The following is a 13,780-nucleotide window of genomic DNA, read 5'->3' on the forward strand; positions in this document are numbered from 1 at the left end:
GCGGAGGCGTAGCCTCCCGTTAACCACTGACGTCGCCGCTGATCACGTCACCAAACAGCTCCCAGGTGACTCCCTTGAACCGCATGAGTTGCAGCTGCGAAATGGGGGCAAAATCGGTCGGGCTGGTGTTGATCTGGACGCCCGGCAACAGGCCGCCGACCGTGGCATTCTTGACGTTGGCCGCCTGCTTCATGATGTTCGCGCGCGTCAGGTCGTCGCCGCATTGCTTGAGCACCTGGACCAGGCTCTGGGACACCGCGTAGCCGTACATGACGTTGGCGTCGGTGCGATTGGCCTCGGGGTAATACTTGTCCAGGAACGCGTTCCAGGCCTTCACGTCGTCGGTGTTCTTCCATTGCGGGTCGGTCGGATCCTTGATGTAGGCCGACGAGATGATGCCCTGCGAGGCCTCCATCCCAGCCGGCTTGATCGTGGCGCCGATCGAGGAAGAGACGTTGTTGAGGAAGTGGGTCGGTTTCCATTCGATCTCGGCGATCTTCTTGATGGCCTGGGCCGCGAACTTCGGAATCGACGCGTCGAAGAAAACGTCGGCGCCGGAGGCCTTCAGCTTGAGGATGTGCGAATCGATGGTCGGCTCGGTCGTCTCGTAGCTCTCCTCCGCGACGATCATCGAGGCGGCCTTGGCGCCAAGCCCGTCCTTCAGGCCCTTGAGGTAGTCCTTGCCGTAATCGTCGTTCTGATAGAGCACCGCGATCTTGGCGTTGGGCATGTTCTGCAAGATGTACTTCGCGTAGATGCGCGCTTCGCTCTGGTAGTTGGGCTGCCAGCCCATGGTCCACGGGAATTCCTTGGGGTCGTTCCACTTGGTAGCGCCGGTGGCCACGAAGAGCTGCGGCACCTTCTTCGTGTTCATGTATTTGTGGATCGCCGAGTTCGGCGGCGTGCCGAGCGAGTTGAAGATGAACAGCACCTCGTCGCTCTCGACCAGCTTGCGGGCCTGCTCGACCGTCTTCGGCGGCGAGTAGCCGTCGTCATACGAGATGAAATTGATCTTGCGGCCGTTGATGCCGCCTTCGGCGTTGACCTTGTCGAAGTAGGCGGCTTCCGTCTTGCCGATCACGCTGTAGGAGGACGCGGGCCCGCTGTAGGGCATGATGTTGCCGATCTTGATCTCGGTATCGGTCGCACCGGTGTCGTATTTCTTCTGGGCGAGTGCCGCCGTAGACAGCGTGACGGCGAGTGCCAGGGTAGCCGAAAAGGCTCCCCTCCGCATGCGGATGGAATCCATGTGCTGATCTCCTTGGATCCGTTGAATGTGTCGCTGCTTGCTGATCGGGAGCTCGTTGGTGGCTCCGGGCAACATTCAATGCCCTTCCCACATCGCCAGCAAGGAAAGGACCCGTGAGAAGGCCGCGCCGAGGATTTATCTTTAGTCGAATGGTCGCGGGCGGTGTCGAAGGCGCCGGGATGTTGTTGTCAGGCGTGTCGAGCCAGGGCGACGGTAACGGAGCCGCGGCGTGCTCGCGTCTTGCTTTGCAGCAAGTCTTTCAGGCGACGCCGAATTCCCTGCCGAACCGAAACTTTGGTGTGGCCCGGGAGGAAGTTAGTGAAAGTTGCGTGGACTGCGCGTGTCGATCTATGCTTGCGAGGCGCAGGATGCTAGCGGCCAAGATCACTCGAGATGATATCGCCGAACAATTCCCAGGCCTTGCCCTTGAACCGCATCATCTGGAGCTGCTCGATCGGCGCGAAATTGTCGGCTGCGGTGTTGATCTTGATGCCGGGCAGCAGCGTATCGGGCACGAAATCCTTCAATGAGGCGGCCTGCTTCATGACGTTCTCGCGCGTGAGGTCGTCGCCGCACATCTGCAGCACCTTCACCATGGTCTGTGCGGCCGCATAGCCGAACACCACGCCGGCATCGAGCTTGTTGGCCTTGGCATCGTATTGCGCAATGAAATTGTAGAACTTCTTCATGCCGTCATCGGCGTTCCATTCCGGGTCGGAGCCGTCCTTGATGTAGCTGGCCGACAGGATGCCTTGCGAGATCTCGAAGCCCGCCGGCTCGATCACGCCGCCGACCGAGGCCGAGACGTTGGAGATGATGTGGAGGGGGTGCCAGTTGATCTCGGCCGCCTTCTTGATCGCTTGCGCAGCGAATTTCGGCGTGGTGATGCTGATGAAGACGTCGACGGCGGCGGCCTTCAGCTTGACCACATGTTCGTCGACCGCAGGCTCCGAGGTGTCGTAAGGCTCCTCCAGCACGATCATCGAGGCCTTGGGCCCGAGCCCGTCCTTCAGGCCCTTCAGATAGTCCTTGCCGAAATCGTCGTTCTGGAAGAGCACGCCGATCTTCGCGTCGGGCTTCTCCTTCATGATGTACTTGGCATAGATCCTGGCCTCGCTGGCGTAGCTCGGCTGCCAGCCCATGGTCCAGGGATATTGCTTGGGGTCGTTCCACTTCGAGGCGCCGCTTGCCACGAACAATTGCGGCACCTTCTTCTCGTTCATGTATTTGCGGATGGCGCCGTTGGTGGAGGTGCCGAGCGAGCCGAAGATCAGGAGCACGTTGTCGCTCTCGACCAGCTTACGCGCCTGCTCCACCGTCTTGGGCGGCGAATAAGCGTCATCATACGAGATGAACTTGATCTTGCGGCCGTTGATGCCGCCGTCGGCATTGACCTTGTTGAAATAGGCCTCCTCGGCCCTGCCGATCACGGCATAGGCGGAGGCCGGGCCGCTATAGGGCATGATGTTGCCGATCTTGATCTCGGTGTCGGAGGCGCCGCTGTCGTAGCTCTTCTGCGCCAGCGCGGGATTGCTTATCGCAGTGCACAACGCGAATGCAGCCGAAAGCGCCGCAACCTGAAATCGAACGACCGCCATTGCTCTCCCACCTCACCTGGATCGGCGTCGCATTGAACAAGATTGATCCATGACGTCAACAAAAAGCCCCCGCGATCGTCCGCGGGGGCCTTGTCAATTTGGACTATTGCGACGACGCGCTATTCCGGAGCGATGTCGCCGCTCAGGATGTCGCCGAACTGTTCCCATTTCTCGCCCTTGAAACGCTGCATCTGCAGCTGGCTGATCGGGGCGAAGTCGTTCGGACCGGTGTTGATCTTGATACCGGGCAGGAGAGTGTCCGGCTCGAAATCCTTCAGGCTGGCGGCCTGCTTCATCAGGTTGGCACGGGTCAGGTCGTCGCCGCACATCTCCAGCGCCTTGACCAGCGTCTGTGCGGCGCCGTAGCCGTAGACGATGCTGGCGTCGGTCTTGTCGGCGCCGGGCATGTACTTGTCGAGGAACTCGGACCACTTCTTCATGCCGGGATCGTCGTTCCAGCGCGGATCGGCGCCGTCCTTGGCATACGCCGCCGACAGCACGCCCTGAGCGGCCTCGAAGCCGGCCGGCTTCATCACGCTGCCGACCGAGGCCGATACGTTGGTGATGATCTCGAGCGGCTTCCAGCCGAGCTCGGCGGTCTTCTTGATGGTCTGGGCGCCGAACTTCGGCGTCGTGTAGATCACGAGCACGTCGGGATTGGCGGCCTTGATCTTGACGATGTGGCCGTCGATCGACGGCTCGGAGACCTCGTAGCTCTCTTCCATGATGATCATGGAAGACGCCTTGGCGCCAAGGCCGTCCTTGGTGCCCTTGAGGTAGTCTTTGCCGAAATCGTCGTTCTGGTAGAGGATCGCGATCTTGGCGTCGGGCCTCTCCTTCAGCAGCCATTTCGCATAGATCTGCGCTTCGCTCTGGTAGGAGGGCTGCCAGCCCATGGTCCAGGGGAAGCCCTTCGGGTCGTTCCATTTGGTGGCGCCGGTGGCGACGAATAGCTGCGGGATCTTCTTGGCGTTCAGGTACTTCTGGATCGCGCTATTGGACGGCGTGCCGAGCGGGTTGAACACGGCGAGCACCTCGTCGCTCTCGACCAGCTTGCGGACCTGCTCGACTGCCTTGGGCGGCGAATAGCCGTCGTCATAGGTGACGTAGACGATCTTGCGGCCGTTAATGCCGCCCTTGTCGTTGATCATCTTGATATAGGCTTCTTCGGTCTTGCCGATGATGCCGTAGGCCGACGCCGGGCCGCTGTACGGCATGATGTTGCCGATCTTGATCTCGGTATCGGATGCGCCGGTGTCGTATTTCTTTTGGGCGAAGGCGGCGCTGGAGGCGAGCGTGGCGACCGCCGTTGCGAGTGCGGCGGTTCGTAGTGTTCTTCCGAAAAGCAATTGGGTCTCCTTGGTTGAAGCAACAGTCTTGGTGATAGGGTCAGTTTCGTCTGAGCCGTCCGGCGAATTGCTGGCCCAGGATCGCGACCTGCCTTGCGCCATGCGGTACGAGGTAGATCACGAGGAACAGCAGCACGCCGAACACGGCGCCGGAGAGGCCCTTGGAAATGCCCTCGGCGATATTAGGCACGAAGATGATGAAGGCGGCACCGACGATCGAGCCCGGGAGCCAGCCGACGCCGCCGACGACCATGCCGAGGAACAGCTGGATCGAGAGCGTGATGGTGAAGCTGTCGGGCGCGACGAACTGCACCGCGATGGCGCTGAGGCCGCCGGCAACGCCGGTGATGCCGGCGGAGACGCCGAATGCGAGCGTCTTGTACAGCGCGACATTGACGCCCATGGCGGAGGCCGCGATCTCATTGTCGCGGATCGCCATGAAGGCGCGGCCTGAGCGGGAGCGCAAGAGGTTGACCGAAAAGATGTAGATCGCGAGCACGACGACGAGCGTGAAGTAATAGAGCCACATGTCCTGCGACATCTTCAGCCCGAACGGCGCGTCCGGCTTGGTGACGACGAGGCCCTGCACGCCGCCGGTCCATGGCTCGAGGAAGTTCAGCTTGAGCAGCTGCGGCATCGCGGTGGCGAGCGCGAAGGTCGCGAGCGCGAGATAAACGCCGGAGAGCCGCAGCGCCGGCTGGCCGAACAGGAAGCCTACGCCGAAGCAGAGCACGCCCGCGACCGGCAGGCAGAGGAAATAGGGAACGTTGAACTGCTCCATCATCACGGCGGTGATGTAGGCACCGATGCCGTAGAACGCGCTCTGGCCGAGCGAGAACTGGCCGCTTCCGCCGGTCAGGATGTTGAGCGCCAGCACCGCGAGGCCCAGATAGAGCAGCTGGGTCAGCTGGAAGATCACGAAATTCTTCGCGAACACCGGCACGACAAGGAGAAGCAGCAGCACCACCACCGAGGTGCCTGTGCCCAGCGTCATGGCCCGCTTCGGCACGGCCTCGACGGCAGGGGCTTCCGTGACGACGTCTTCGACAGCGCTCATGATCAAACTCGCTTGACGATGTGCCGGCCGAACAGACCAGCGGGTTTGACGACCAGGACGGAGATGATCAGCGCGAGCGCGATCGGGAGTTTCAGCTCATTGCCGACGCCGGGGATGTAGGTGCCGGCGAGGTTCTCGAAGATGCCGACCAGGAAGCCGCCGACCACGGCGCCGAACGGGCTGGTCAATCCGCCGAGCACGGCCGCGGCGAAGCCGTAGAGTAAGACACCGCCCATCATGTTGGGCTCGAGGAACACGACCGGGGCGATCAGCATGCCGGCAATGGCACCGATCGCGGAGGCCATGCCCCAGCCGAGCGCGATCATCCAGCTTGTATTGATGCCGACGAGACGGGCCGATTCAGGCAGCGAGGCGGCGGCCCGCATCGCAAGTCCGATCCGGGTGTACTGGAAGAAGAAGAACAGGCCGATCAAGAGCAGCACGGTGACGCCGATCATGCCCGCCTGGTGGGTCGAGATGAGCTGGCTGCCGAGGAACGGCGAGGAGCCGAACGGGGTCGGATATTGCTTGATGGTGAAGTCCCAGATCAGGCCGGCGGAGGAATTGATGATCGAAAACAGCGCGATGAAGCCTGCGACATTGGTCAGGATCGGCGCCTTGGCGAGCGGCTTGAACAGAACGCGCTCGATCACGATGCCGCCGACGAAGGCGAACGCCAGCGTGATCACGAAGGCGCCCCAATACGGCACGCCCCACTGCATCAGCTGCCAGGACACGAAGGTCGAGAACATCGCCATCTCGCCTTGCGCGAAGTTGAGATGGTCGATCGCCTGGTAGATCATGACCACGGCGAGCGCCATGCAGGCGTAGATCGCGCCGGTCGCAATGCCGGCCAGGACCTGGTTGGTAAACAGCTCCATCGTGCCGGCTCCTCAGTAACCCAGGTAGGATTTGCGGATTTCTTCGTTGTTCGCGATGTCCTTGGCATTGCCCGACATCACGATGCGGCCGGTCTCGATCACATAGGCCTGGTCAGCGAGCTCGAGCGCGAGCTGGGCGTTCTGCTCGACCACCAGGATCGACACCTTGTCCTCGCGGTTGATCTTGCCGAGGATGCCGAACAGGTCGCGGACCACGAGTGGCGCGAGGCCGAAGGACGGCTCGTCCAGCAGCATCAGGCGCGGGCGGAGCATCAAGGCGCGCGCCACCGCGAGCATCTGCTGCTCGCCGCCCGAGAGCGTGCCGGCCTGCTGGGTGTGGCGCTGCTTCAGGACCGGAAAATACGCATACATGCGCTCGATGTCGGAGACGATGCCGGCATTATCCTTGCGGGTGATGGCCCCGAGCTGGAGATTCTCTTCCACCGTCATGGTGGTGAAGGTGCCGCGGCCCTGCGGCACATGGGCGATGCCGAAGCGCACGATGCTCTCGGTCGAGCGGTTGTTCAGCGGCTTGCCGTCGAACTCGATGCCGCCGGTGGAGCGCACCATGTTGCAGATCGCCCGCAGCGTCGTGGTCTTGCCGGCGCCGTTGGCCCCGAGCAGCGTCGTCAGCGAGCCCTCGCTGAGCGAGAAGGAGAGGCCATGAAGCGCTTGGACCTGGCCGTAATAGGCGCGCAGGTCCTTGACGTTGAGCAGCGTCGTCATTGGTCCTTGCTCCCGAGATAGGCCTTGATGACGTCGGGGTCCGCCTGCACCTGGGCGGGCGTGCCTTCCGCGAGCTTCTTGCCGAAATTCAGCGCGACGACGTGGTCGGCGATCGACATCACAAGGCCCATGTGATGCTCGACCAGCAGCACCGTCATGTGGCGTTCGTTCCGGATTTTGCGGATGAGATCGCCGAGGACGTAGACCTCTTCATGGTTGAGGCCGCCGGCGGGCTCGTCGAGCAGCAGGATCTTCGGATCGGCCGCGAGCGCCCGCGCCAATTCGACGCGCTTCTGCGTGCCGAAGGGCAGGCCGGACACTGTGCTGTGGGCAACGTCCTCGAGATCGAGATAGGCGAGGATCTCGTGCACCTTCTTGTTCACGCTGCTTTCGCTGCGGCGAATCCAGGCGAGACGCAGCGAGTCGCTGATGATGTCGGAAGAGGTGCGCGCATGCGTGCCGACGCGGACATTGTCCATCACCGAGAGGTTCGGAAACAGCGCCACGTTCTGGAAGGTGCGGCCGATGCCGATCTCGGCGATGCGGTGCGGCGGGCGCGACAGAATGCTGACGCCTTCCATCAGGATGTCGCCTGATGACGGCTGGTAGAGGCGGGAGAGGCAGTTGAAGAGCGTGGTCTTGCCGGCGCCGTTCGGGCCGATCAGTCCGAGGATGGCACCCTTATGCATGTCAAAGGACACGCCATTGAGCGCAACGATGCCGCCGAACACGACGCTGACGTCGCGAACCGCGAGCAGAGGCGATGTCCCCTGCGCGAGCTGTGCCTGCGTCATCTCGTCTCGCCCACACCAATCAGTGGGCGAAGGGGCGATGCGAACCGCTCCCTGGAATGACAAAGGCTATCTGAATCCCTCGGCCACACGCGCAACTTTTCCTCCTGGTTTCAGCTTTTTGCCGATTTCTTTTTTGGATTGCGGCATCAGACCCCCAAGTGCCGCTTCGATGTTCCTTACCATCGCCAGCAAGCGCGGTCCAATGTCGTTGATCAAACGCTCTTCCGTGAAACGGAATGCGGGTGCACCGCAATTGAATGCGTAAGGTCCGGTGCCGTCGTTGAGCTTGAGCGCGACGCCGGCAGCGCCGATGTCGTCATGCCAGTCGCCGACGGATATCGCGAAACCGTATTTCGCGACCGTCTCGCCGGAACGTTCCAGTCCATCGCGCATCTTGGGCCAGCGGCTGCCGTAATGTTCCCGGAGAATGCGCGTGACTTCGGCACGGTCCTCGTCGTTGAGCGCCCAGAAATAGGCGCGACCCATCGCGCTGGTTGCAATCGGCACGCGGGAGCCGACGTCCAGTTGAACGCCGACCGTCTCGCTGCCGCGGCTTTGCCCGAAATAGATCATGCTGTGGCGGTCGCGGCCGCCGATCGCGACGGCCCCGCCGGTCGCGCGCATCACTTCCTCGCGAAACGGCTCGGACAAATGCCGAACGCCGAGATTGGATAGCGCTGCGTAACCGAGTGCCATCGCGGCCGGTGCGAGCTGATACTTCTCGAAGCGGGGAACCGGCGTCAGGTAACCAAGCTTCGTCAGCGTATAGGTCAGCCGCGAAACGGTCGGCTTGGGCAGGTTGGTGCGCGCCGCGATTTCCTGGTTGCCGAGAAGTCCGTCGCTGGGTTGGAATGCGCGCAATACATCTAGTCCGCGGGAAAGCGCGACGACAAAATTCCGATCGGTCGCAGTCTTCTTTCCTGTACGCTTCATCCCTGATCTGCTTCTTGCGCGGAGTCGTTGACAACGTCCGTGCTTCAAAATAACCCTGCCGTCAAGATGCGGAATTAAATTCCGCACCGCGAAATCGAATAAAAGTAAATCCCCACCAAGGAGGGAAACCGTGAGCGAAGTGGTCAAGCTTGAGCGTCATGATGAAGTCGGGATCGTCACGGTCGACAGCCCTCCGGTCAACGCGCTGAGCGCCGCGGTCCGCGGCGGCATTCTGGAGTGCATCAAGGCCGCGGTCGCCGACCCTGCCATCAAGGGCATCGTGCTGACCTGCGCCGGCCGCACCTTCATTGCCGGCGCCGACATCACCGAATTCGGCAAGCCGCCGAAGGCGCCCGCGCTCAACGACGTGCTGTCCGAGATCGAGAATTCGCCCAAGCCCGTGGTTGCCGCCATCCACGGCACCGCGCTTGGCGGCGGCCTCGAGGTCGCGCTCGCCTGTCATTTCCGCGTGGCGGTGAAAGAGGCCAGGCTCGGCCTGCCCGAGGTGAAGCTTGGCCTGCTGCCGGGGGCCGGCGGCACCCAGCGCCTGCCGCGTGCGGTCGGCCCTGAGCTCGCGGTCAAGATGATCGTCGGCGGTGATCCCATCGGTGCTGCTGAAGCGCTGAAGAGCGGCCTGATCGAGGAGATCATCGAGGGGCCGGCATCGGGTGGCGAAGCCTTCGTCCGCAAGCTGCTGGCCGAGAAACGCCCGCTGCGCCGCCTGCGCGACGACGATTCCAAGATCGCGGCGGCCAAGGCCGACCGCTCGATCTTCACCAACGCGGTCGCCGCCATGACCAAGAAGTCGCGCGGCCTGGAAGCCCCGTTCGCCGCGGCCGATGCCGTCGGCTATGCGATCGATTTCCCATTCGACGAAGGTCTGAAGAAGGAGCGCGAGGGCTTCCTCAAGCTCGTCGCCAGCGACCAGTCCAAGGCGCAGCGTTATGCCTTCTTCGCCGAGCGCGAGGCCAACAAGATCGCGGGCGTGCCTGAAGGCACCAAGTCCCGCCCGGTCAACCGCGTGGCCATTCTCGGCGCCGGCACCATGGGCGGCGGCATTGCGATGTCGTTTGCAAACGCGGGCGTTCCCGTCACCCTGATCGAGACGGGTGAAGAGCAGCTCAAGCGCGGCTTGGGCATCATGCAGAAGAACTGGGAAGCGACCGCAGCGCGCGGTGGCATTCCGGCGGATGCGCCGGCCAAGCGCATGGCGCTGATCAACGGCGTCGTCGGGATCGAAAATGTCGGCGATGCCGACCTCGTCATCGAAGCGGTGTTCGAGACCATGGCGGTGAAGAAGGAAGTGTTCGGCAAGCTCGACCAATATGCCAAGCCGGGCGCCGTGCTCGCTTCCAACACCTCGTACCTCAACATCGACGAGATCGCGAAGGCGACCAAGCGTCCGCAGGACGTGCTCGGCATGCACTTCTTCTCGCCGGCCAACGTCATGAAGCTGTGCGAGATCGTGCGCGCCGACAAGACCGCGCCGGATGCCCTCGTCACGGCTGTGACGATCGCGCGCAAAATTGCAAAAGTGCCGGCTGTGGTCGGCGTCTGCGACGGCTTTGTCGGCAACCGCATGCTGGCCCAGCGCGGCAAGCAGTCGGAGAAGCTGTTGTTCGAAGGCGCGCTGCCGCAGCAGGTCGACGCTGTCGTCACAAAATTCGGCATGCCGATGGGCCCGTTCGCGATGGGCGACCTCGCCGGCCTCGACATCGGCTGGCGCTCGCGCAAGGACCGCGGCATCAAGTCGGAGATTGCGGATGCGCTCTGCGAAGCAGGCCGCTTCGGTCAGAAGACCGGCAAGGGCTACTACAAGTATGAAGCCGGCTCGCGCGCGCCGATGCCCGATCCCGAGGTCGAGAAGCTGATCGACGAGACGCTGCTGCGCCTCGGCCGCAAGAAGCGGATCGTCAGTGACGACGAGATCCTCGAGCGCATGATGTACCCGATGATCAACGAGGGCGCGAAGATCCTCGAAGAGGGCATCGCGGCGCGTCCCTCCGACATCGACGTGGTCTGGCTCTATGGCTATGGCTGGCCGATCTACCGCGGCGGCCCGATGTTCTGGGCCGACAGCGTCGGCCTCAAGCACATCGCCGATCGTCTCTCCTACTACGCCAAGGAGACCAACGACCCCAGCCTCGAGCCCGCGCCGTTGCTGAAGAAGCTGGCTGCCGAAGGCAAGACCTTCGCCTCGCTTGCCGCGGCGTCGAAGGCGGCTTGATGGCCGCTTCATCTCAACCCTCGTCATTCCGGGCTCGCGACTTCGTCGCGCCCCGGAATGACGGTCTTCGTTAGTTGCTGGCTTAAGCAATCAAGAGAATGACCCATCCCGGCGAACAGTTTTATCCTGAGGGCGTGCATTGGGACGACACCATCGTCCAGGGTACGCTGCCTGACCTGCTTTCGACCGCTGCCGCAAATTACGGCCCGCGCACCGCGCTCGAATTTCGCGATCGCCCGATCACCTACACCGAGCTCGCCGCCATGGCCGAGCGCGCGGCCGCTGCGTTCCTCCGCGCCGGCTGCGGCAAGGGCACGTCGGTCGCGCTATTCCTCGGCAACACGCCTGACCATCCCGTCAATTTCTTCGGCGCGCTGAAGGCAGGCGCCCGCGTTGCGCATCTGTCGCCGCTCGACGGCGAAATCGCGCTGACGCACAAGGTGTCCGATTCCGGCTCGCGCCTGCTGGTCACCTCCAACCTTGCGGCGTTGCTGCCGACCGCGCTGAAGCTCCTGGAGAAGGGGCTGATCGATCGCCTCGTCGTCTGTGAGGACGACGATTGGGGCAAGGTCGGCACGCCGCAGGTGGCGATTCCGGATGATCCGCGCATCATCACCTTCAAGGCCTTCGTCGAGGGCGCGCCGCTGCCGGCAGAGTGGCCGGCCGTGGCGGTCGATGACGTCGCGCTGCTGCAATATACCGGCGGCACCACCGGCCTGCCGAAAGGCGCCATGCTGACGCACGGCAACCTGACCTCGGCCGTGTCGATCTATGACGTCTGGGGCAAGCCGGCCCGTGCCGCGCGCGGCGACGTGGTCGAGCGCGTGATCTGCGTGCTGCCGCTGTTCCACATCTTTGCGCTCACCGTGGTGCTGCTGTCGTCGTTCCGCCGCGGCAATCTGATCTCGCTGCACCAGCGCTTCGACGTCGAGGCGGTGATGCGCGACATCGAGGTCAAGCGCGCGACCTATTTCCCGGGCGTACCGACGATGTGGATCGCGATCGCCGCGCTGCCCAATCTCGACAAGCGCGACTTCTCCTCGCTCAATGCCATTGGCTCCGGCGGCGCGCCGCTGCCGGTCGAGGTCGCAAGGTTCTTTGAGAGCAAGGTCGGCAAGAAGCTCAGGAGCGGCTGGGGCATGACCGAAACCTGCTCGCCCGGTACCGGCCATCCGCCTGCAGGTCCCGACAAGCCGGGCTCGATCGGCCTGATGCTGCCGGGCGTCGAGCTCGACGTCGTCTCGCTCGACGACCCGACCAAGGTTCTGCCGCCGGGCGAAGTCGGCGAAATCCGCATCAAGGGCCCGAACGTCACCAAGGGGTACTGGAACAAGCCGGCGGGATCCGCGGAGGCCTTCATCGACGGCCGCTTCCTCACCGGCGATATCGGTTATGTCGACAGCGACGGCTATTTCTTCCTGGTCGACCGCAAGAAGGACATGATCATCTCCGGTGGCTTCAACGTCTATCCGCAGATGATCGAGCAGGCGATCTACACGGTTCCGGGCGTGCACGAGGTGATCGTGCTCGGCATCCCCGACCAGTACCGCGGCGAGGCCGCCAAGGCCTTCATCAAGCTGAAGCCTGACGCCAAGCCGTTTTCGCTCGACGAGCTGCGGGCGCAGCTCGCCGGGAAGGTCGGCAAGCACGAAATGCCGGCCGCGGTCGAGTTCGTCGACGACCTGCCGCGCACGCCGGTCGGGAAGCTGTCGCGCCACGAATTGCGCCAGCAGCAGAAACCATCACAATCCACCCAAACTGCATCAGGAGGTCGCTCTTGACCGACGCCGTCATCGTTTCCACCGCCCGCACGCCGATCGGCAAGGCCTATCGCGGCATGCTCAACGCCACCGAGGGCGCCACGCTGCTGGGCCACGCGATTGGTGAGGCCGTCGCGCGCGCAAAAGTCGATCCGAAGGAGATCGAGGATGTCGTGATGGGTGCAGCACTCCAGCAGGGCGCAACCGGCGGCAACATCGCGCGCAAGGCGCTGCTCCGCGCGGGCCTGCCCGTCACCGTCGCCGGCACCACGATCGACCGGCAATGCGCCTCGGGCCTGCAGGCCATCGCGCTCGCCGCGCGCTCGGTGATCTTCGACGGCGTCGAGGTCGCGGTCGGCGGCGGCGGCGAGTCGATCTCGCTCGTGCAGAACGACAAGATGAACGGCTTCCACGCCCAGGACCCGGCGCTGCTCAAGATCAAGGGCGAGGTCTACATGCCCATGATCGACACCGCCGAGGTCGTCGCCAAGCGCTATGGCATCTCGCGCGAACGCCAGGACGAATATTCGCTGGAGAGCCAGCGCCGCACCGCCGCGGCCCAGCAGGGCGGCAAGTTCAAGGACGAACTCGCGCCGATCACGACGCAGATGGCTGTGACCGACAAGGCGACCGGCGCTGTCTCGATGAAGGAAGTGACGCTGTCGCAGGACGAAGGTCCGCGCCCCGAAACCACGGCTGAAGGCCTTGCCGGCCTCAAGCCGGTGCGCGGCGAGGGTTTCTCCGTCACCGCCGGCAATGCCAGCCAGCTCTCCGACGGCGCCAGCGCCTCGGTGATCATGAGCGACAAGGAAGCGGCGAAGCGCGGCCTCAACCCGCTCGGCATCTTCCGCGGCTTCGTCTCCGCCGGCTGCGAGCCTGACGAGATGGGTATCGGCCCTGTTTTCGCCGTGCCGCGCCTGCTCAAGCGTCATGGCCTCACCGTCGACGACATCGGCCTCTGGGAGCTCAACGAAGCCTTCGCGGTGCAGGTGCTGTATTGCCGCGACAAGCTCGGCATCGACCCCGAGAAGATCAACGTCAATGGCGGCGCGATTGCGGTCGGCCATCCCTACGGCATGTCGGGGGCGCGCCTGACCGGCCACGCTTTGATCGAGGGCCGCCGCCGCAAGGCCAAGTACGCGGTCGTCACCATGTGCGTCGGCGGCGGCATGGGCGCTGCCGGGCTGTTTGAGATTTTGCAGTAAT

General features: G+C 63.5%; 11 protein-coding genes. 3 read left to right on the forward strand and 8 right to left on the reverse strand.

All coding sequences use genetic code 11. From position 1 onward, the window contains the following. Window positions 1-19: 19 nt before the first annotated feature. From XH89_RS05115 to XH89_RS05150, 8 genes are all read right to left on the reverse strand, one after another. Complete coding sequence (locus XH89_RS05115) at window positions 20-1,249, reverse strand: ABC transporter substrate-binding protein (RefSeq protein WP_194466030.1); 1,230 nt, start codon at window positions 1,247-1,249, stop codon at window positions 20-22. A gap of 371 nt (window positions 1,250-1,620) precedes the next feature. Continuing rightward, window positions 1,621-2,847: an ABC transporter substrate-binding protein gene (locus XH89_RS05120; RefSeq protein WP_194466031.1), complete on the reverse strand. Its 1,227-nt coding sequence runs from the start codon at window positions 2,845-2,847 to the stop codon at window positions 1,621-1,623. Between the two features lie 119 nt (window positions 2,848-2,966). Next, entirely contained in the window at window positions 2,967-4,196 is a 1,230-nt protein-coding gene (locus XH89_RS05125; RefSeq protein ID WP_194466032.1) for an ABC transporter substrate-binding protein, read from the reverse strand. Between the two features lie 40 nt (window positions 4,197-4,236). Continuing rightward, complete coding sequence (locus tag XH89_RS05130; RefSeq protein WP_194466033.1) at window positions 4,237-5,253, reverse strand: branched-chain amino acid ABC transporter permease; 1,017 nt, start codon at window positions 5,251-5,253, stop codon at window positions 4,237-4,239. Between the two features lie 2 nt (window positions 5,254-5,255). After that, the gene (locus XH89_RS05135; RefSeq protein ID WP_194466034.1) at window positions 5,256-6,134 is read right to left on the reverse strand and encodes a branched-chain amino acid ABC transporter permease; all 879 of its coding nucleotides are present in this window, start codon (window positions 6,132-6,134) and stop codon (window positions 5,256-5,258) included. 12 nt (window positions 6,135-6,146) lie between these two features. Beyond that, window positions 6,147-6,860 (reverse strand): ABC transporter ATP-binding protein, encoded by a 714-nt coding sequence (locus XH89_RS05140; RefSeq protein WP_194466035.1) that lies wholly within the window; start codon window positions 6,858-6,860, stop codon window positions 6,147-6,149. Beyond that, window positions 6,857-7,654, reverse strand: a complete 798-nt coding sequence (locus XH89_RS05145; RefSeq protein WP_194466036.1) for an ABC transporter ATP-binding protein — start codon at window positions 7,652-7,654, stop codon at window positions 6,857-6,859. Before XH89_RS05145 ends, XH89_RS05140 begins: the two co-directional genes overlap by 4 nt. Window positions 7,655-7,720: 66 nt before the next feature. Beyond that, window positions 7,721-8,587: an IclR family transcriptional regulator gene (locus tag XH89_RS05150; RefSeq protein WP_194468375.1), complete on the reverse strand. Its 867-nt coding sequence runs from the start codon at window positions 8,585-8,587 to the stop codon at window positions 7,721-7,723. Window positions 8,588-8,717: 130 nt separating this feature from the next. On the opposite strand from XH89_RS05150, the gene XH89_RS05155 reads away from it, so the two are divergent. From XH89_RS05155 to XH89_RS05165, 3 genes are all read left to right on the forward strand, one after another. Beyond that, complete coding sequence (locus tag XH89_RS05155) at window positions 8,718-10,814, forward strand: 3-hydroxyacyl-CoA dehydrogenase NAD-binding domain-containing protein (RefSeq protein WP_194466037.1); 2,097 nt, start codon at window positions 8,718-8,720, stop codon at window positions 10,812-10,814. 98 nt (window positions 10,815-10,912) lie between these two features. Next, window positions 10,913-12,595, forward strand: a complete 1,683-nt coding sequence (pimA, locus tag XH89_RS05160; RefSeq protein ID WP_194466038.1) for a dicarboxylate--CoA ligase PimA — start codon at window positions 10,913-10,915, stop codon at window positions 12,593-12,595. Further along, on the forward strand, window positions 12,592-13,779 hold the full coding sequence (locus tag XH89_RS05165; protein WP_194466039.1) for an acetyl-CoA C-acyltransferase: 1,188 nt from the start codon (window positions 12,592-12,594) through the stop codon (window positions 13,777-13,779). The genes pimA and XH89_RS05165 overlap by 4 nt, the downstream gene beginning before the upstream one ends. The last annotated feature ends 1 nt before the right edge of the window (window position 13,780 follow it).

The organism is Bradyrhizobium sp. CCBAU 53340, from assembly GCF_015291645.1.
GTDB lineage: Bacteria > Pseudomonadota > Alphaproteobacteria > Rhizobiales > Xanthobacteraceae > Bradyrhizobium.